This is a genomic window from Microcystis viridis FACHB-1342 (assembly GCF_014698335.1).
GTDB classification, from domain to species: domain Bacteria; phylum Cyanobacteriota; class Cyanobacteriia; order Cyanobacteriales; family Microcystaceae; genus Microcystis; species Microcystis ichthyoblabe_A.
The window spans coordinates 19,515-40,680 of sequence record NZ_JACJSV010000045.1 but is presented as its reverse complement, the minus strand read 5'-3'; the positions used below and the strand labels follow the sequence as shown (position 1 = coordinate 40,680).

8 protein-coding genes and 1 pseudogene are annotated in these 21,166 nt (G+C 44.6%); 3 read left to right on the top strand and 6 right to left on the bottom strand.

What is annotated here, in order from left to right:
- From H6G40_RS15015 to H6G40_RS14995, 5 genes are all read right to left on the bottom strand, one after another.
- A partial coding sequence (locus H6G40_RS15015) for an amino acid adenylation domain-containing protein (RefSeq protein WP_190537900.1) occupies nucleotides 1–3,344 on the bottom strand: 3,344 nt, incomplete at its 3' end.
- Nucleotides 3,341–11,467 (bottom strand): hybrid non-ribosomal peptide synthetase/type I polyketide synthase, encoded by an 8,127-nt coding sequence (locus tag H6G40_RS23345; RefSeq protein WP_069475189.1) that lies wholly within the window; start codon nucleotides 11,465–11,467, stop codon nucleotides 3,341–3,343. The genes H6G40_RS23345 and H6G40_RS15015, both read right to left, overlap by 4 nt.
- A 34-nt stretch (nucleotides 11,468–11,501) precedes the next feature.
- The gene (locus H6G40_RS15005) at nucleotides 11,502–12,878 is read right to left on the bottom strand and encodes a hypothetical protein (protein WP_069475188.1); all 1,377 of its coding nucleotides are present in this window, start codon (nucleotides 12,876–12,878) and stop codon (nucleotides 11,502–11,504) included.
- Nucleotides 12,879–13,286: 408 nt separating this feature from the next.
- Nucleotides 13,287–13,553, bottom strand: a complete 267-nt coding sequence (locus H6G40_RS15000; RefSeq protein ID WP_002804145.1) for an acyl carrier protein — start codon at nucleotides 13,551–13,553, stop codon at nucleotides 13,287–13,289.
- A 148-nt stretch (nucleotides 13,554–13,701) separates the two neighbouring features.
- On the bottom strand, nucleotides 13,702–15,444 hold the full coding sequence (locus tag H6G40_RS14995; RefSeq protein WP_190537898.1) for a fatty acyl-AMP ligase: 1,743 nt from the start codon (nucleotides 15,442–15,444) through the stop codon (nucleotides 13,702–13,704).
- A gap of 224 nt (nucleotides 15,445–15,668) precedes the next feature.
- On the opposite strand from H6G40_RS14995, the pseudogene H6G40_RS14990 reads away from it, so the two are divergent.
- A pseudogene (locus H6G40_RS14990) lies at nucleotides 15,669–15,902 on the top strand (IS4 family transposase); the annotation flags it as partial.
- A 393-nt stretch (nucleotides 15,903–16,295) separates the two neighbouring features.
- Here H6G40_RS14990 and bioD read toward each other — a convergent pair.
- Nucleotides 16,296–16,958, bottom strand: a complete 663-nt coding sequence (gene bioD / locus H6G40_RS14985) for a dethiobiotin synthase (RefSeq protein ID WP_002733082.1) — start codon at nucleotides 16,956–16,958, stop codon at nucleotides 16,296–16,298.
- Nucleotides 16,959–17,227: 269 nt separating this feature from the next.
- Here bioD and ilvB point away from each other — a divergent pair, with 269 nt between their 5' ends.
- Together ilvB and serA are read left to right on the top strand one after the other, a co-directional pair.
- The gene (ilvB, locus tag H6G40_RS14980) at nucleotides 17,228–19,081 is read left to right on the top strand and encodes a biosynthetic-type acetolactate synthase large subunit (protein ID WP_002752240.1); all 1,854 of its coding nucleotides are present in this window, start codon (nucleotides 17,228–17,230) and stop codon (nucleotides 19,079–19,081) included.
- 462 nt (nucleotides 19,082–19,543) lie between these two features.
- Nucleotides 19,544–21,121, top strand: coding sequence for a phosphoglycerate dehydrogenase (serA, locus tag H6G40_RS14975; RefSeq protein ID WP_002733093.1), 1,578 nt, complete (start codon nucleotides 19,544–19,546; stop codon nucleotides 21,119–21,121).
- Nucleotides 21,122–21,166: the final 45 nt, after the last annotated feature.

The following is a 21,166-nucleotide window of genomic DNA, read 5'->3' as shown; positions in this document are numbered from 1 at the left end:
ATTTGACAGCGTAATTTAACCTGTTCTAAACCTTCAACGGCATTGCAAACCCGTTCAACATACTGGATCGCCCCTTGGGAATAATCCGTTGCCCAATATTCAAGACAATGCTTTGCTACCCTGGAGAGTAACAAACCTGTACCACAACCAATTTCTAAACCGCGTTCTGGTTGCAAGGCTAAGATGCGACTAACAGTGTTTTCAACCCACTCTCGCATCTCTGAAGCAGGAAGCGGTTGGCGGGTATAACTGCTATTCCAAACCGTGATATTAAAAGTGAGATCAGCTAGGCTGTCTTGCCCTTGACTATAGGTTCTTTCATAGAGACTCTGCCAATCACTGATATATTCATTTTGCCATTGAGCTAATTGCTCTGGTAGGGCCTCATTTTGCAGGGCAGGAACCAGGTAAGCAACGAGACGTTTATTCCCAGTATTATCTTCCTTGGCAACGACTACACTTTCAGCTAAGAGGAAATATTGACTTAAAACGGTTTCAATTTCTCCAATTTCGATGCGAAAACCCCGAATTTTTACCTGATTGTCAATACGTCCCAAAAATTCTACATTGCCATCGGGTAAATAACGGGCTAAGTCTCCCGTTTTATAGAGTTTTGAGGGTTCTTCTCCCCCCTTATCAAGGGGGGTTAGGGGGGGATCAAAGGGATTGGCAATAAATTTTTCAGCCGTTAACTCAGGGCGATTGAGATAACCTCGTGCTAACCCTGCTCCGCCTAAATGTAATTCTCCTGGTACACCAATCGGTACAGGTTGTAGGTTTTGGTCTAGTAAATAGATTTGGACGTTGGCGATCGCCTTACCGATGGTCGGGGCCGAAAAGTGATCGAACGTTGGTGATTTGACCAGTCCAGAGGTCGCAACCACTGTATTTTCCGTTGGGCCATAGTTGTTAATCACCTGAAAGGGAAGGGACGCAGCAGGATAAAAATGAAGTTTGTCACCCCCCAGTAACAGGGTTTTGAGGCAAGAATGCTCAGGCCAATCCAAGGATAATAATTTTTCGGCTACAGGGGTTGGCACAAAACTAATGGTAATTTCTTGATTAAGTAACCAATCGCGTAAATCTGTTGGTGAAACCAAAATATTTTGGGGAACCAGATGAATACAAGCCCCTGCGGCGAGAGAAGGCCATAATTCCCAAACCATAGCATCAAAAGCAACTCCAGCTAATTGGGTCGTTTTATCTAAAGAACTAAGCTGAAAAGTTTGTTGATGCCAACTGATTAAATTGAGTAAGGCTTGATGGGGAATTAGTACGCCTTTGGGTTGTCCTGTGGAACCAGAGGTATAAATACAATAGGCTAGATGACTGGATTCTACCTTTAGGTCTGGGTTTGTCTGAGGCCGGGATGCAATCTCTGGCCAGTTTCTATCTAGGCAGATAATTTGGGTTTGAGTTTGGGAGAGTTTTTCTGCCAGTTTCGCTTGGGTTAAGAGGAGCGAAAGTTGAGTATCTTCGAGGATAAATTGGGTGCGTACTGAGGGATATTCTGGATCAATAGGGAGATAGGCCGCTCCTGCTTTGAGAATCCCTAAAAGTCCGATTACCATCTCTAAAGAACGGTCAAAATAGACTCCGACGATTTGTTCTTGACTAACCCCTAATAACTGAAGATAGTGGGCTAACTGATTGGCACGATTGTTTAATTCTCTATAGGTTAAAGCTTGATTTTCAAAGATGAGCGCGATCGCCTCTGGCTGACTGACTGCTTGAGCTTCAAATAACTGATGGACAAGCTTATCTTTAGGATAATCGGCTTGGGTTTGATTCCAATCAACTAAAAGTTGCTTTTGTTCCTGTTCTGACAATAAAGGTAATAGGCTTACCGACTCTTGAGGATTAACAATAATCGCCCTGAGAAGATTCTGAAAATGTTCCAATAGACGGGCGATCGTTGAGCCATCAAATAAGTCAATGTTGTAGCAACAGAATCCAGCTATGCCGTCGTTAACTTCTGATAAATGAATCTCTAAGTCAAAACGGGCAGAATCAAGCTCCCAAGACACTTCTTCAATAGCCAACCCAGGTAAATTCCAGGTTTCATTGGCCGCATTTTGAAGGGCAAACATCACCTGAACAAGGGGATTACGGTCTAATTTGCGCTCTAGTTGTAATTCTTCCACTAACATTTCAAAGGGCAAGTCTTGATGCTCATAGGCATCCTGAGTGACTTCCTGTACTTGTTTTAAAAAAGCGGCAAAGCTGGGTTTTTCTGATAAATCTAACCTCAACGCCAAAGTGTTAACAAAAAAGCCAATTAACCCCTCAATGTCTTGGCGATTACGGTTGGCGATCGCCGAACCAATGACGATATCAGTCTGGCCACTATAACGGGATAAAACCACCCCAAAAGCGGCCAACAAAGTCATAAATAAAGTACAACCCGACTGTTGACTTAATGCCTTTAATTCTTGGGTCAGTTTCCTATCTAGCTCAAATCTTTCTGTCTTGCCTTGAAAGGTTTGGATTGCGGGACGAGGGCGATCAGTGGGCAGTTCCAGCAGAGGAGGAGCATCTGCCAATTGTCGCTTCCAATATTCCAATTGAGTCCCTAAAACCTTACCCTGTAACCACTCTCGCTGCCAAACAGCAAAATCGGCATATTGAATTGGTAAAGTCGGTAAAGTTGGTTCTTTACCCGCAACAAAAGCCCCATAGAGATGGGACAATTCACGAACAAAAACACCGATTGACCAGCCATCAGAAATAGTATGGTGCATATTAATTAATAAAATATGCTTTTCCGGTTGCAATCTGAGGAGCGTTACCCTCAGTAAAGGACTCTGGGTTAAATCAAAGGGGGTTTGGGATTCCCGATAGGCCAATTTTTCTGCTTCTGTCTCCTTTCCTGTCAAATCAACCATCGCTAATTCCCAAACAGGATAGGGATTAATCACCTGCACTGGAACCCCGTCAACCGATTGAAAACTGGTACGTAGTGATTCATGACGCTGAATGATGGTTCTTAGGGCTTGTTTGAGGGCTTCGACCTGAAGAGGCCCGCTTAAACTCAAGGCCCCTGTCATGTTATAGGTTCCTGTGGCTCCTTCTAATTGATACAGAAACCAAAGTCGCGCCTGGGCAAAGGAGAGGGGTAATTGGGTATCACGGGCAGTCGGAAGAATGGTTCTAGAGCTAACCTGCTCCTCTGAACCCAGTTGCTCAAGAAATTGAATGATTTCTGCTTTACGGTTTTTCAGTTCTGTTTGAATCTCTGGGGTCAATAGGCCCTGGGGAGCATTACAACGCAGGCGATCGCCGTCCATCCAGAGTTTAATATCTTGATTGGCTAAATCTGACAAAAAGGTTTCAATAGATTTCATAGTTCAATTTCCTCGCGATCGCCTGATAAGTTATCAATAGGGGTTTGTAGTTTTTGTAAAGTGGCATGAATGTCCGTTACGGCTAAAGCCAAATCCGCCACAGTCGGTTGTTCAAACAGACGACGCAGGGGTAACTCTAGGGCAAAACTTTCTCGTAACCTTGAAATAACTTGAGTGGCTTGCAAAGAATTACCACCAATCTCAAAAAAATTATCATCAATTCCTACTTTTTCCAGTTTTAAAACTTGACCAAAAATAGCGGCGATCGCCTCCTGGGTAGGATTGTCAGGAGCCACATAATCTACCGAACGATGTAACTCTGGATTGGGCAACGGTAACGCACGACGATCAATTTTGCCATTGTTGGTTAACGGTAAATTTTCTAGCACAAGCCAATAGGCGGGAATCATGTAGTCGGGAAGTTGCCGTTTAACAAACTCTCGTAATGATTGAGTCGTACAAGCAGGATCATTAAGGACAACATAGGCTACCAAAGCCCGATCTTCAGGGCGATCGCTTTCATTCACCAAAACTACCGCTTCTCGTACCTGAGGATGGGAAAGTAAAGCCGCTTCAATTTCTCCTAACTCAATGCGAAAACCGCGAATTTTGACCTGATTATCAATCCGTCCCAGATACTCAATATTGCCATCGGGTAAATAACGGGCTAAATCTCCCGTTTTATACAATTTTGATGGTTGCTCTCCCCCCTTATCAAGGGGGGTTAGGGGGGGATCAAGGGAAGCAAACGGATTTGCAATAAATTTCTCCGCCGTTAACTCAGGCCTGTTTAAATAACCCCGCGCCAAACCAACCCCGCCAATGTGCAATTCTCCGACCACCCCGATAGGTAATGGCTGAAGATAAGAATCTAAAATGTAAATTTGGGCATTGGCGATCGCCTTACCAATCGTGACTTTCAAATCATCCTGATAACATTGTCCAATCGAAGCACAAACACTTGTTTCCGTTGGACCATAGGCATTAAAAAAGTTTCTTCCCACCGACCATTGTTTCACCAAATCCAGAGGACAAGCTTCACCCGCCACAATTAAGGTTTGTAAGTTGGGTAACAATTCCTTGGGTAAAACCGCTAAAGCTGAAGGCGGCAAAGTCACATGGGTAATTCCATTCTTTACTAACTGTTCAATTAATGGCTGACCTGGCAACAAATCATCTTTTGGAGCAAGACAAAGAGTCGCTCCAGAGCCAAAAGTCATCAAGATTTCCGAAATACAAGCATCAAAACTAAAAGAAGCAAATTGCAGCACACGGCTCTTATGGTTGACTCCAAAACGCTGAATTTGAGCAAGAGCTAAATTAACTAAACCCTTATGCTCAACCATTACCCCTTTCGGTTTTCCTGTAGAGCCAGAGGTGTAAATCACATTCGCTAAACTAGCAATAGTTAATCCATTTTGAAGATTATCTTGAGGATATTGAGAAACCTGCTCTTCAATCTCATCTAAACAAATAACATTAGCTTGAGAAGGAGGTAATACGGCCAATAAAGAACGTTGGGTAATCAAAAATGAAACCTGACTATCTTCTAACATAAATTGAAGACGTTCAATGGGATAGTCAGGATCAAGAGGTACATAGGCTCCCCCAGCTTTGAGAATTCCTAATAAGCCAACAATCATTTCCAAAGAACGTTCTACCAAAATGCCGACTAAGACCTCTGGCCCGACTCCTAAAGTTTGCAAATAATGGGCTAACTGATTGGCTCGACAATTTAACTCGGTGTATGTTAAATGTTGGTTTTCAAAGACGACCGCGATCGCATCGGGAGTCCGTTCAACTTGCGCTTCAAATAATTGATGAATACACAGATCTTGAGGATAGTCGGTCTTGGTATCATTCCAATCCACTAATAACTGTTGTCGTTCAGCAGGACTTAATAAGGGCAATTCCCGCAAATTTTGTCGCGGATCATTAATAACTGCCTCAAGTAAGGTTTGGAAATGGCCTAACCAACGCTGAATCGTTTCATCCTCAAATAAATCCGTATTGTAGTCACAGTCAACCAGAGCTTCTCCGCCTATTTCTGTCACATTCAAGTGCAAATCTCGATCCCTAAAACTAACCTTTTGAGGCAGTAAACTAATCTCTAATCCTTTCATTTTGGGTAAATTAATGGCTGGTTCTAAATTGAAACTGACATCAATTAAAGGAGAGCGACTGGTATTACGCGGTAAATCTAACTGATTGAGCAACAAGGCAAAGGGATAGTCCTGATGTTCATAAGCCGACAACAAAACCCCCCGCATTTGTTTGAGATAATCAGCAAAAGTGGGATTCCCTGTAAATTGACTACGAATGGGTAAAAAATGAGTGCAATACCCCACCATTCCTTCACTATCTAAAAGGCCACGTCCAGACGCTGGCAGACCCACCAGAATATCATCCTGTCCCGTCAAACGATGAATGAGAATGTTATAAACTGATAACAGAGTCATTAGCAAAGTACAGCCCTGTTTACGACTAAATTGTTTTAGTTTTTCTGTAAATTGGCTATCTAAAGTTAGACTTTGACGATTGGCTTGGTAACTGGGTAAAGCTGGACGAAGTTTGTCAGTGGGTAAATTCAAAACGGTCGGATTGACAAGCGTTGTTAACCAATAAGCTTGCTGTTTTTTCAGTTCTTCCCCTTGGCTGGGCTGGCTTTGCCATTCAATCAATTCTCGAAACTGTTTTGGGGTTTTAAGATTAGCCGTAATACCCTGACATTTGGCTGAATATAACTCTCCTAATTCTCGGAGAATTACCCCCATTGACCAACCGTCACTGATAATGTGATGGGCTGTTAATACTAATAAATGTAATTCTGGTTCTAATTTAAGTAGATGCCAACGCACCAGAGAACCTTGGCTCAAATCAAAGGGTTTTTCACTTTCTTCCTTTAACCATTGTTCTGCTTGCTGTTGGGCCGAAGCTTGGTCAAGACTGAAGTCTAAGATAGGGCAGTTAATTTCGACCTGGGGCAGGATTTCTTGACTATCTCCCTGGGCATTAATTTTGGTTCGTAACGCTTCATGGCGATCGCTGATTTGTTGAATCGCCCGGGTCATCGCAACGGGATTTAACGGGCCGCTTAATTGCAATGTCACTGATTGATTATAGGCAGTCGAGCCGTTGTCTCCTAATTGGGCCAAAATCCACAGTTGTCGCTGGGCTTCGGTGAGAGGGACTTGATCACTCCCTACCTTATCAAGGGGGGTTAGGGGGGGATCAATTTGAGGCGTTGGCACTGACCAGGAAGGCTTTTTTGCGGGGATAAAACCTCCCTGACGCAATTCTGTGACGCTATCTTTAACCGCTTGGACAAATTGAGCAAGATCAGCTTCCGTATGGGCTGTCGAAAGAAAATGTTTACGCCATTCCCAGACATAAATACCTTTTTCTACCATGTGATAAAAAAGTAAATCCAAATTGCCAGAGAGGGCAAACCGGAAGAAAGAACTAAACTGTTCAATTTTAATGGGAACGTCTTCTGCTTGAAAATAGCGATTGAGGGTATTGGCTAAGGCCGCAGTGCGTTCTGTTAATTGTTGTTGCAGACCTGGCCCCTGCTCCTTCAAATGGCTAAGAACAGCCCTAGCCGCCACCATCGCTAAAGGATGCTGATTAAAGGTTCCGCCAAAAAAGGTTCTGTCCACCCCAGGATAGGATTTATCGCCATAACGCCACATTCCCCCGTCAATGCCGTCCAGATAATCGGCCTTACCCGCTATGACCCCAATGGGCATTCCCCCCCCAACGACTTTGCCATAGGTGGCAATATCCGCCTGTACTCCAAATAAAGCTTGCGCTCCCCCTGGATGTGAGCGAAAACCCGTAATCATTTCATCAAAAATTAGAGCAATGCCCATCTGACTGGTAATTTGTCGCAGACTTTGGAGAAATTGCTTGGGTTGTAGTAGAGGATTGCCACTTTGAACCGGTTCTACTAAGACCGCCGCTAAATCCTGTCCCTGGCTTGTTAAATAATCCAAAGCCTCCGCACTGCCATAGTCTAATACCACCACATCGGAACCAAGGCTGGGGGGAACCCCTAGAGCTAGGGGAAGGGAGTGGGGTTGATTATCAATAATTTGGTTTCTAAAAAGGGTTCCGTCCGCATGGCCATGATAGGAACCTTCAAAGATGGCAATTTTACTGCGACCTGTTGTTGCCCTAGCAATACGGATGGCAGCCATGACTGCTTCGGTTCCAGAGTTGCAAAAACAAGCTCGTTCGGCTCCTGTTAGTTCACAAATTAAGGCGGCCACTTCTCCCACTATCGGCGATCGCGGATTGAGATGAATACCTTCGGCGAGTTGGCTTTGTAGGGCCGACATAATGAAGTCAGGTTGATGCCCAAACAGCGTTACCCCTTGCCCCATCGTCATATCAATATATTCATTACCGTCCACATCCCAAATTCTTGACCCTTGAGAACGTTGGGCCACAATGGGATAAAGCATCTCTTTAATGGACATACGGAATCCGACCGAGGCTCGACTATCTGCTAAAACAGAGCGATCGCGTTGCACAATTTGCTTAGAAGTTTTGGTACGTTCCGTAAAGCGAGCAATTAATGCGTCTAGATGTTGCTGTTGTTGGGGAGTTAATCCACCTGTGGGTGGTTTTTTCGGCCCCCAGGGAGTGGCTGTTACTGTCGGTTGGGGAGCAGAAGCTTGATTACTGGTTTGACGGGTGCGACTGGCTATTGGCCCTAGGTTCGCCGCTAATTGCTGGGGGGGAATCAACTTCTGATTAATCCCGTTGGCTCTATTTTGATCAACCGCAGAGGGGGGATTTTCCTTGCTGATGGGGATAGTCGGGGCAAAATTGGCCGTTTGCAAGACCTCTAACTGTTTGGCCATCAGTTGTAACTGTTGACCCATAATATTTTCCAGGGCAGAACTAGGAACGCTTGAACCTGATGCTGCCAGAACCCTTGGCTGTGGTACAGGCTCTTGAGAAACTGTGCTATTTGGGGCGATCGCCGAAACCTTTGGAGAAGCCGTTTGACCTTGAAAGCCGTTGGTATTAGAACTCAGCACGACATTGGGCGATCGGTTATTTGAGCAGGCAATGGGCGCAGAAAACACCTCGGTATTAACTTGAGTATTCTGGAAATCATTAGCCAGATTTTGAGCCAAATAAATAGCTAAAGCATCTAAATTTGATAACTCCTCAAATAACTGACGCATAGCAATTTTAACGTTATAGGTATTCTCAATCCGTCTGACCGCCTCAACCATGACAATGGAATCTGCCCCCATCTCCAGGAAAGGTGTATGAACATTGACATCAGCAGGGGACAATTGCAGTAAATTTCCCACTAGGGTTTGCAATGTGATTAGAATCTCCTGTTGTTTTTGATTGCTGGAGATAGCTTGGACATTAGTGGCATTGGTCGTCATGGTTGTTTCTTCAGAAGTCGGTTTAATGGTTTCAAGCCAATAGCGTTGACGTTGAAAAGGATAGGTCGGTAGAGCCAGTAAATGGTGGGGATAATTTTGATTAAAACCTTCCCAGTTTATTTCGGCTCCTTGGCAATCATAGAGAATCGCCAAACTATTTAGTAGGCTTTGTTCTTCTTCTTGAGGAGGGGCGAGGGAAAATAGCCAGGTAGCTGATGTTTCTGGACAACATTGTTGACCCAATCGAGATAAAGTCGGTTTAGGGCTAACTTCTAAAAAAAGACTGAATTTCTGCTCGATCAGCGTTTGGATACTCCCATAAAATTGTACAGGGTTGCGTGCATGATTTCGCCAGTAACAAGCCTCAATCGTTGCTCCTTCTGGTAGAACTTCCCCCGTTAAATTAGCAACTAAGGGAATTTGCAGGGGTTGGTAGGAAATAGCAGCAGCTTCCTGTTCTAAGGAATCTAAAATTGGCTCCAACAGGTGCGAGTGAAAAGCATGGGAAACTTTGAGAGGACGAACTTCTATTCCTGCTGCCGTTAAATGAATGATAATCTCAGCAATAATCGGCGCTTTTCCTGAAATAACAAAATTTTCTGGTCCATTAACAGCAGCGATCGCTACTTCGTTTGTATAAGGCTCAATAACAGCTTTAACCCGCTCTTCTGCGGCAAAAACGGCGATCATTGTCCCTTCTTGAGGGAGAGATTGCATCAGTTTTCCTCGCTTGGCAATTAGCGTTAATCCGTCTTCTAAGCTTAAGGCTCCGGCAACAGTAGCCGCCACATATTCACCGACACTATGACCAATTACTGCCGCTGGTTCTATTCCCCAGGAACGCCATAACTGTGCTAGGGCATACTCGAATGCGAATAAAGCAGGTTGGGTATAGGCAGTCTGCTCCAGGTAAAAACTCGCTTTTTCCGGTTCTAGGTCAGCAGGATAAAGAATTTCTAAGAGGGGTTGATCTAAATGGGGTCGCAGGATTTCAGCACAGCGATCCAAGGTTTGGCGAAAGATGGGTTGGGTTTCGTACAGTTGACGACCCATACCTACATATTGAGAACCTTGACCGGCAAATAGAAAAACAATTTTAGGTTTTTTCTTTTTGTTAATACTCTTCGGTTCTCTCATCCTTTCTTGGTTACTAAAGTTCTCTAACTTCTGCAACATTTCTAAGCGATCTCTAGCCACTACTCCTAAACGATGATTAAAGTGCGATCGCCGACTATTGGCCGTAAAACAAACATCAGCGAGAGGAATTTCATGATGATCAGCTAAATACTTTTGATAACAACGGACTAAGGCTTTTAAGGCTTCTTCATTCTTGGCAGATAAAGTTAGCAAATGCAAGGGACGTTCTATCAACTTCTGCCCATTTTGTTGATTATTTTTAACGGTGACAGGAGCTTCGCTAAGAATCACATGGGAATTTGTCCCCCCAAACCCAAAGGAACTGATACCGGCTAAACGTCGTTCGACACCGTTTTCACCAGACTTAGGGGGTTTGGTCCGCCAGGGTTGAGCCTGAGTGGGAATCGCAAAAGCTGTGTCAGCTAGGGAAATATAGGGATTAAGGGTTTTAAAGTGGAGATTAGGGGGAATTTCTTGGTGTTGTAGGCAGAGAACGACTTTAATCAGACCCGCCATTCCCGCCGCCGCTTCTAAATGACCAATGTTGGTTTTCACAGAACCGAGCCAACAGGTTTGATCGAGCGATCGCTTTTCACCCAAAACCGCTTTCAGAGATTTAACTTCGATCGGATCCCCCAATTCTGTCCCCGTGCCATGGGCTTCGACATAGCTAATCTGGGCCGGTTTTACCTTGGCATTTGCCAGGGCCTGACGAATCACCGCCTGTTGAGCAGGGCCATTAGGGGCCGTGAGTCCATTACTTAAACCATCCTGATTCACCGCGGAACCTTCAATCACTGCTAAAATGCGATCGCCGTCCTGAATGGCATCCCTAAGACGTTTAAGTACGACTACTCCACAGCCTTCCGAGCGCACATAACCATCGGCCCTCGCGTCAAAGGTTTTACAACGACTGTCGGGGGCGATCATTCTCGCTTGGGAAAAAACAACGGTTGTCTCTGGCGACAAAATGAGATTAACTCCCCCCACTAAGCAGAGGTTCGATTCTTGACTTTGCAAACTCTGACAGGCCAAGTGAACGGCGACGAGGGAAGAAGAGCAAGCGGTATCTACGGCCAAACTGGGGCCACGCAAATCAAACAGATATGATAAACGGTTAGCCGCAATACTGGTGCTGTTGCCTGTACCCACATAGGCGGTCAAGTTAGTAGGACTTTGATAAGCCAAACGATGATAATCCACATCACTGATACCAATAAAAACCCCTGATTGGCTACCAGCTAAGGTTTCAGGCACAATGGCAGCATTTTCTAAGGCTTCCCAGGTGACTTCCAGTAGCAGTCTTTGTTGAGGATCTAGATAGGTGGCTTCTAGGGGAGAAATTCGGAAAAATTGAGGGTCAAATTGATCGACATTTTTTAGAAAACCGCCCTGGCGACTATACATCTTCTTGGCAGTGGCAGGTGTGGGATCGTAGAAACGCTCAATATCCCAACGTTCAGGAGGAATATCGGCGATCGCATCCACCCCATTTCGCATGAGTTGCCAGAAAGCCTCTGGATTGTCAGCCCCTGGAAAGCGGCAACCAAGACCAATAATTGCGATGGGTTCCATTCAAATTCCTCTCAAATTCCTCACTGCGGTTTTTCTAATTTAATACGGTTACAGTTTCTTTAAATTGAAGAAAAGCTTTAATGTTATTGGTGATCGCCCGTTCAATTGACCCCCCAGCTTTCATGAGCCGCATTTCACGGTTAACTGGCCATAGATAATCCAAACTATCGGTCAAACGTAACATATTCTTCAGCATTTTTTGATGATACTTAACTTGTACATCGAAGCCCTGATGCTCTTGACATAAACATCTTTCTAGCCAATATAGAGACTCCTCTGCTGACATTCCAAACAAAGGAGAACGCAAAATCTTATCGTAATAGGATAAAAAAGCAGCATCCTGTCGGAAAATAGACACCATCCCCAAGGATAAACTTCCTAAAAAGCCTTGTTGCATCCGATAAAAAACTAAATTGCCGATAAACTGTTCATAGGCTGTTGGCTTAGAAAACTCTTTGTATAAATCACGGCCAATCAATTGGGAAGTCGTGGTATGAAAAGCTTCATCTAAAAGATGATAATGGGAAACTGCTGTAGGAACAGGAATAAACTCCCCTTTTCTTTCTAGTTCTCTCAAATAGCGAGAATATTGATATTCATAGTTTTTTAAGCCCATATTACCCGTTAAACGATAGGTATAGTGCTGACAGGCTAAAAAGGGAGAACTGCCCCAATGAAAGGCAAAAAATTGCAGCAAAAACTGAGGATTTGCCACCCCAAAGTAGCCTTTGTTAGAAGCATTTAGAAATACACCTTTTTTCTCTAAATCTAGCAAATGAGAAGAATAATACTTTGATGAGTTGTTGAGCAGAGCTTTACTTAAAGAACGTAAACCTTTATATTGCAATTCTGAGTAGGAGGAAACCGAAGTAAGATTTAAAATTTGTTCTCCCACTCTTGAGGTTATTTTCTTACTTTTATCCGCTTTACTGGTAGTATTTTTGTTGGGTTTCAGCTTAAAAGCCTGTTTGCCTAAAAGAGCAAATTTTGTTTTACTACCAATAGTTTGAAAGGCATGGATATGGTATTTTTCTTGATTGCTTTCATGATCCAAGGTCAAGCAAAGAGAATCGTAGCCACCGACCTTAGCAAAGACACCCGCCGTCACTTGATTGTAGTTAATCGTACTGGCTTCACTAGCAGCAATGTAATCATACTGTGCGCCCCAATATAAATGATTGAGAGCTAACTTTTGAGAAGCGGAAGCTTGTTCATAGAGGGGAGTTCCATACAAAATCGACAGTTCAGGGTCTCCCCATAGATGCTCACTATTACTGGCATAATCAAAGCTTTTTGCAAGGGTTTCAATTTTTTCGGTATAGTCAGATTCGAGATTGTGACGATAATTAGTATTATTCAGTTTGAGAGTTCTAGGGGATTGCTGATTGTCAATAGGGTTACTGTCCGACATGATTTTAGATTTCTCAATAGTAGTAATGATTTTTGTTTTGGCCAATTCAAGCTGTTAGTTTGCTCAAGTCGATAAACTTGAATGAGTTGTTCTGGGTTAAGCTGTTGGGGGATTCATCTAGGTTTTCCTTTCTTGATGGTACAAGTCAGAAGTCAGATTACCTTGATGGGATTCCTTTAGGGAATACTCCCTAGTGGGACACTTCGTTTTTGGATTGGCGAACAATTCACTTTACCAGAACTCAGTATAATCATCCATCTTTGCTAGGATGATCCAAAAAACGCAAGTTTTTTAAAACTGTTATTTTTTAGCCAACTTTCGGGAAAAGTCCCAAGCTTTTTCCCTACCCCCCACACCCCACACCCTGTCTCATTTTCAAGCGGCTTGCCACCCCATCAGCCCAAAATGTCAGGGTTCACTAACCTGTTTCGCCAACTTTTCTAGTGTCGGATAATCGTAGATCAGCGTGCGATCTAAATCTCGTCCTAGCCAATCTTCTAGATCAGCGATCAAGGCAACTGCCATAGAAGAATCGAGACCATATTCATCAAAGGGAACGCTCAGATCAATCTCATCTTCGTCCACTTCCATCATCTCTGTCATGTAAGCTACTAACCAGTTTTGAATTTTCGTTAGGGTCGGTTGTTTTTTGTCGTTTGGGATTTCTGTGGACATTAGACTCAGTTTGCTTTCTTTAGAAATGTAGTTAAAGTTTAAGGAATTTTCAAATCCAGAGACGTGGACTTAAGGGGAGAGAAAGAATTGGTCGAAGTTTCAATCGACATACGAATTTAACACATTAAGTGCCGATCGAGAAATTTTCTTAGCCCAAAATTTCCAGGCTTCCCTCTAAAAATTTGGCCCGACAGCTACGACGCTGAATTTTACCGCTAGAGGTTTTTGGTAAACTGCCAGTCCTGATCAGCGCGATCGCATAAACCTGTAAATCATATTCCTGGACAACAGCTTTACGAATGGCTCTTTTTACCTCATCTATATCTACCTTACGGAGCCAGGTGCGCTCCACTTCCTGAACGACCACGAGCTTTTCTTCGCCCTTATTTTCAACGGTAAAAGCAGCCCCACAACTGGGACGCAGAGCGGGATGACTATTTTGGACGGTTAATTCAATATCCTGGGGATAATTATTGCGTCCTCGAATCAGAATAATTTCCTTGAGCCGACCTGTGACAAATAATTCACCGTCTTTGATAAAGCCCAAGTCTCCTGTTCGCAGAAAAGGCCCGGCTCCTGTATCTGCCAAATAAGCTTGAAAGGTTTCCTGAGTCTCTTGAGGTTTTCCCCAATAGCCTTGGGCGATTGTTGAACCTGATACCCAAATTTCGCCGACAATTTCAGGGGAGCAAGGTTTCAGGGTTTCAGGATTGACAATGACGATTTGAGTATCAATCGTTGTCCAGCCGCAGCCCACGAGGGTCTGCACATTGGTATCGGTTTCAGTGGCTCCCACAATCTTATTTTTTTCTAAAGCATTAGCCTGAACGGGATAAAAGTAAGGGGGACTGTCATAACTAACCGCCGTAACTTTCAGGGTGGCTTCTGCCAAACCGTAGCCAGGACAAAGGGCCGTGGCTTTGAAACCAGAAACTTGAAAAGCCTCCGCAAACTTTTTTAGTACCTCCGCTCTGACGGGTTCAGCCCCATTTAAGGCCATGCACCAATGGCTTAGGTCTAACGTGGCCCGTTTTTCAGGGGGAATTTTCCGCACACAAAGATCATAGGCAAAGTTGGGGGCTGCACTATGGGTCGCTTTTTTATCAGAAAGGGCCTGTAACCAACGTAACGGTCGTTCCATAAAGCTGGCAGGGGACATCATGTAACAAAGAAATCCTTTGTACAAAGGCTGAATAACCCCATAAATCAGACCCATATCATGGAAGGTCGGTAGCCAAGTGACCATTACGCTATCTTGATCATGGCCCCAACCACCATCTAAATCGGCTGAATTAATCAACAAATTATGGTGACTGACCATTACTCCCTTTGGAGTTCCCGTTGAACCAGAGGTGTATTGTAGAAAAGCGAGACTGTTTTTTTCGAGGGTTGGTTCTAGCCAATCCTCCCTGAGGTGATGGTCAATTTCATCGGTAACAATCCACTGCATTGCGCCTAATTCAGAGTCTTTAGCCCATTGGTTTTTTAAACTGGGAAATAAAGCGGCATTGGTGAAGGTAAATCGGGCTTGAGAATCGGCAATAATCGCCTGTAAACGCAAAAGGTTTTGATTGCGTCGGGGTGGATAGGCGGGAATGGCAACGACTCCCGCATACAAGCAACCAAAAAAAGCTGAAATAAAATCTAGTCCTGGGGGATAGAGCAGTAAACCCCTTTCGCCCTCGGCTTCTAAGGATTGTAGATAAGCGGCGATCGCCCTAGCCTTTTGATCCAGTTCCCCATAGGTTAAACGAGCTTCTTCGATTTCTCCGTCTCGCAGAAAAATATAGGCGAGGCGTTCCGGTTGACTGCTTGCCCGATAACGGAGTAATTCAACTAGGGTTGAGAATTTATTAAAGGGTTCTTGCAGATCACCATAGTTAATAGTCATCTAAGTACAGGAGGAAAAACTTGAAAAGTAGGCGGGAGTAGGGTTTTATGAGAAATAGCACTAATCTCGAAATCCCCGTGAACCAGTATAAGGGAGCATCTCACCTTTGTAACCCCTAAATCAGGTTTTATGTCAAGCTATTTTAAAAGCCTTGCCAGAAACCAGTTTTAGGGACAAGTATAATTACTCACTTGCATAAATGAGATGCTCCCCAGTATAACGCCTTGAAACAAGCTCTCAAACCTCCTAAAGGGATGGCACGGAGCAAGACTCTCTTTACTCGCTCCATTGAAATAGCTCCCATTGTAGTCCAGTGGCTCCCTATCCCTCAACCCTGGCTATTGAGTATTGACCGCACCAATTGGTCATTTGGTAGTCATACCCATTCTCTGGTGATGCTCAAGAAGAAAAAAGGCAACTCAAACAGCGATGAACGGATGCGTTTTATTAAACCTCTTGCATAATTAATTTTTGAGGGTTCAAAAACGGCAAAAATAAGAACTAAACTGCCTAAAATCTGTAAATAGACTATTTAGTTAATTATTATTCATTCTTAATTCTCTTGACTACTGGCTACTGACTCCTAACCCTAACAACAATTTTTAGTTTTCACAAGAGGTCTAATGTGCGGCTAACTAATTGACGAATCCATCCCTCTAGCTCCCATTGTCCCGAAATTCTGCTCGTATTTGCCGATTTTTGCCATAATTTTTCAAGAATTTTCATAAGACTTTGTATTTTTGCCAAAGAACTTAAACTTTTCCAAATAAATATATATTTTTATCAGAAATAATATATATTTAACAAATATCTCTTGACAAAAATTCCAAAATCTGGTACGGTTTCCTGCTCTAGATAATTTCTGGCCAACTAGCTACCACCGAGGCCAATTTATCCAAATCCCGACGATCTTCGATAAAGGGAAAAACACCTAAAACCGGACAATTAGTCAAGGATTGAATTAAATCGATCGGTGTTAACTGCTCTATTTCCGTCTCCGTGCGCGGTTCGAGACAATTAAGGATAATTCCGCCCAAATTGACCTTTTTTTGCTCTGCTAGGGCAATATTAGCCACCGTTTGGGAAATCGCCCCCAATTTCACCGGCACCACCAAAAGGGTTTTTAACCGCCATTGAGCCGCTAAATCCGCCAAAGTTAGCTCGTGGGTGACAGGACAACCTAAACCCCCCAAACCCTCAATTAAAACCAAATCTTGGCTTTTTTGTAGGTTCAGCAGAGCTTGCCACACTGTCCCTAAAGGAATATCTCGACCTTCCAAATCAGCAGCCACAGGAGGCGCTAAGGGTGCTTGATATTGCAGCGGTGTGATCATTTCTAATTGACCCTGAAATAAGCCCTCATACCATTCTCGATCGCCTTGACCCGTTTGCATTAATTTCATCAGCCCCAAGGCCTTGGATGGATAGTATTTTTGCCAATAAGCCACTAAAGCAGTGGTGACAACGGTTTTACCCGCATCGGTATCCGTAGCCGCAATCAAAAGACTATTCATAAAACTCCCAGGCTCAGTCAAGATCAGGTGAAATCACCAATATTTATTATCTTATCTCCCCTCTTACCCATCACCCCACACCCCACACCCCACACCCCACTTCCCAGATATTGCATGGGTAAGATGCAAAAAGAAAAAAAACTGCAGCCAAAAAGGTGAGATGGAATACACTAAAAGTATAAGGTTATCAATTTTGCTATTTTTCAAGTTGCATCCTAGGCAACAGAATTGCAATTATCCCTCTAGTTAGAAATTGGACGGTTTGCCCTGTGGTTTCATCACTTCCCAAGCCCAATAACTCTTTAACAACGGTTCCCCAGCGTTGTTCTGGTGCTTATGCCTTGATGGACAGTCTCAAACGTCATGGCGTTAAGCACATCTTCGGTTATCCCGGAGGTGCGATCCTGCCCATCTATGACGAACTCTACCGCTTTGAAGAGCGGGGAGAATTACAACATATTTTAGTGCGCCACGAACAAGCGGCCGCCCATGCCGCCGATGCCTACGCTAGGGCCACCGGCAAAGTCGGGGTCTGTTTCGGTACTTCCGGCCCCGGGGCGACCAATTTGGTGACAGGCATCGCTAACGCACACATGGACTCCATCCCGATGGTAATTATCACCGGTCAGGTCAGCCGGGCGGCCATCGGTTCCGATGCTTTCCAAGAAACCGATATTTATGGTATTACTCTCCCGATTGTTAAACATTCCTATGTGGCTAGAAATGCCCGGGAAGTAGCGAGAATCGTCGCTGAAGCCTTCCACATCGCCAGTACAGGACGACCGGGACCGGTTTTAGTCGATATTCCCAAAGATGTCGGTTTAGAACTATGCGATTATATCCCCGTCGAACCGGGAGATGTGAAACTAACCGGTTATCGTCCCACGGTTAAGGGTAATCGCCGTCAAATCGAGGCCGCTTTGCACCTCTTGGAAACCGCCGAAAAACCCTTACTTTACGTTGGCGGAGGTGCGATCGCGGCTAATGCCCACGCCCAAATTGCCGAGTTTGCCGAGCGTTTTCAGTTACCCGTCACCACCACGTTAATGGGGATCGGTGCTTTTGATGAACATCATCCCCTCTCGGTGGGAATGTTAGGAATGCACGGCACTGCCTACGCTAATTTTGCCGTGACCGGGTGTGATTTATTAATTGCCGTCGGCGCTCGTTTTGATGACCGAGTAACGGGGAAATTGGACGAATTCGCCTCAAAAGCTAAGGTAATTCATGTGGACATCGACCCGGCGGAAGTGGGCAAAAATCGCGCCCCTGACGTGCCGATTGTCGGGGATGTGCGGGTAGTTTTAGAACAAATACTCCAAAAAGCCAGAGAATTTGATTATCCCACTAATTCCGATCGCACCCAAGCTTGGTTAGCCCAGATCGAGCGCTGGCGCCAAGATTATCCCCTGCAAGTCCCCCTACCGGAAGGCAGACTTTCCCCCCAAGAAGTAATCGTTGAGGTGGGCCGTCAGGCACCCCACGCCTACTATACCACCGATGTGGGCCAGCATCAGATGTGGGCGGCCCAATTCCTCAAAAATGGCCCCCGACGTTGGATTTCTAGCGCGGGATTGGGGACGATGGGTTTCGGTTTACCCGCTGCGATGGGGGTAAAGGTGGCTATTCCCGATGAGGAGGTCATCTGTATTAGTGGTGATTCCAGTTTCCAAATGAATCTACAGGAATTGGCCACCCTAACCCAATTTAATATTCATGCCAAGACGATTATTATTAATAATGGTTGGCAGGGTATGGTACGTCAATGGCAAGAAGCTTTCTATGGGGAACGTTATTCTAATTCCAATATGGAAGCGGGAATGCCAAATGTGGAACTGTTAGCCCAAGCTTACGGCATTAAAGGGATTACTATTCGCCATCGAGATGAATTAGCCGCAAAAATTGCCGAAATGTTGGCCCATGATGGTCCAGTTTTGGTCAATGCGATCGTGACTAAAGACGAAAATTGTTATCCCATGGTTGCCCCCGGCCAAAGTAATGCCCGTATGATTGGTTTACCGAAAATTGTCACCGGGGGTTGTGAAATGCACAATTGTCCCAGTTGTGGCGCGGTTAACAGTTGGAATAATAAATTCTGTCCTGAATGTGGGGCGAAATTGTAGCTGAAAATTGTTAATTAATTAACCAGCCTCCGTTAAGTATAACGGAGGTTTTTGGCTTTTTCTCTACTGTGTGAACATCATAAGTAGGTAGGCGTTAAAAATTATCAGAAACCCCCCTTATCAAGGGGGGCAGGGGGGATCGAACTTAAAATCCATTTTTAATTTAATCATAACCAGCTACTTAGAAATTTTCAAATAGAAGCAATGACAGCCCTAGAAAAAGCCTTAGAAAAAGGAGCGAAAAACTTGATCGCCACCGTGATTAAATTAGGCATATCTCAGTGACAACGGCAAGAGCCTGACATCAACCCCATGGACGACAATTAAGAATAACAACCTAAAATCTTTTCGCTAATTTTGCCATAGACTGCACCCTTTGCTTCTAAAATGGGCTATTGCGGCTAGATACCAATATTGGTCTAGCATTTGCCCGTAGACTGAAAAAAGCACGTTATAAAGATTATGGCCAAAGTTCTGGTATCCGATTCGATCGATCCGGTAGGAGTAGAAATTCTGTCACAGGTTGCCCAAGTGGACGTGAAAACAGGACTATCCGCTGAGGAAATCATTCAAATTATCCCCGAATACGACGCACTGATGCTCCGTTCCAGTACCCGCGTCACCAAAGAAATCGTCGAAGCGGGCAGCAAACTGCAAATTATCGGCCGCGCGGGGGTAGGAGTCGATAATATCGATGTTCCTGCGGCCACTCGTCAGGGTATTATTGTCGTTAACTCTCCCGAAGGTAACACGATCGCCGCTGCCGAACACGCCTTGGCCATGATGTTATCCCTTTCCCGTCATATTCCCAATGCCAATCAGTCGGTAAAAGCGAATAAATGGGAAAGAAATCGCTTTATCGGCACAGAAGTTTATAAAAAGAACCTAGGAGTCGTCGGTTTAGGTAAAATTGGCTCCCACGTCGCCACCGTTGCTAGATCCCTAGGCATGAAAATTCTCGCCTACGATCCCTTTATTTCCAAAGAACGCGCCGATCAACTCGGTTGCACCCTGGTGGATCTAGAATTACTCTTTGCTGAGTCCGACTTTATCACTCTCCACGTCCCGAAAACTGCCGAAACCCAGCATCTCATCGGTCGGGAAACCATCGCTAAGATGAAACCCACGGTTCGCATCATTAACTGTTCCAGAGGCGGCATTATCGATGAGTTGGCTTTAATTGAAGCCCTCGAATCCGGTAGAATCGCCGGGGCAGCCTTGGATGTATTTGAACAGGAACCTTTAGGCGAATCTAGATTAAGAGAATTATCTAACGTCATCCTCACTCCCCACCTAGGTGCATCGACTACGGAAGCACAGGTGGGTGTAGCTGTTGATGTGGCCGAACAAATTCGCGATGTCCTCCTCGGTTTGCCAGCGCGTTCGGCCGTTAATATCCCCGGACTAACTCCCGATGTTATGGAAAAACTGCGCCCTTACCTGCAATTAGCGGAAACTATGGGTAATCTTGTCAGTCAGTTGGCAGGAGGTCGCTGTGACTCGTTAAATGTCCGTTTACAGGGAGAATTGGCCACTAAAGACAGTCAACCTCTGGTGGTAGCGGCAATTAAGGGCTTACTTTCCCAAGCCCTCCGGGAACGGGTAAACTATGTTAATGCGGCGATCGAAGCTAAGGAACGCGGTATCCGGGTAATCGAAACCCGGGATGCTTCCACCCGCGACTATTCGGGATCGATTCATTTGGAAGCTAATGGTTCCATGGGTACCCATTCCGTCACCGGAGCGCTGTTAAGTACGGGAGAAATCCGCATTACTGACCTCGATGAGTTCCCCATTAACGTGCCACCGAGTAATCATATGTTATTTACCCTTCACCAGGATATGCCCGGTATTATCGGCAAAATTGGCGCACTTTTAGGCAGTTTTAATGTCAATATCGCCAGTATGCAGGTAGGACGCAAAATTATTCGCGGTGATGCAGTTATGGCCCTGAGTCTCGATGATCCTCTACCGGAAGGTCTTCTCTCGGAAATTACTAAAGTCCCCGGTATCCGCGATGCTTACACAGTGAAACTCTAGATTAAATCAGTTATCAGTAAACAGTCAACAGTAATCAGTGAAAGG

What these genes read in the sequence shown, in the direction of transcription:
- H6G40_RS23345 (WP_069475189.1), bottom strand. Translation starts at nt 11,467, where the DNA reads ATGGAACCCATCGCAATTATTGGTCTTGGTTGCCGCTTTCCAGGGGCT.
- H6G40_RS15005 (WP_069475188.1), bottom strand. Translation starts at nt 12,878, where the DNA reads ATGTCGGACAGTAACCCTATTGACAATCAGCAATCCCCTAGAACTCTC.
- H6G40_RS15000 (WP_002804145.1), bottom strand. Translation starts at nt 13,553, where the DNA reads ATGTCCACAGAAATCCCAAACGACAAAAAACAACCGACCCTAACGAAA.
- H6G40_RS14995 (WP_190537898.1), bottom strand. Translation starts at nt 15,444, where the DNA reads ATGACTATTAACTATGGTGATCTGCAAGAACCCTTTAATAAATTCTCA.
- bioD (WP_002733082.1), bottom strand. Translation starts at nt 16,958, where the DNA reads ATGAATAGTCTTTTGATTGCGGCTACGGATACCGATGCGGGTAAAACC.
- serA (WP_002733093.1), top strand. Translation starts at nt 19,544, where the DNA reads ATGGCCAAAGTTCTGGTATCCGATTCGATCGATCCGGTAGGAGTAGAA.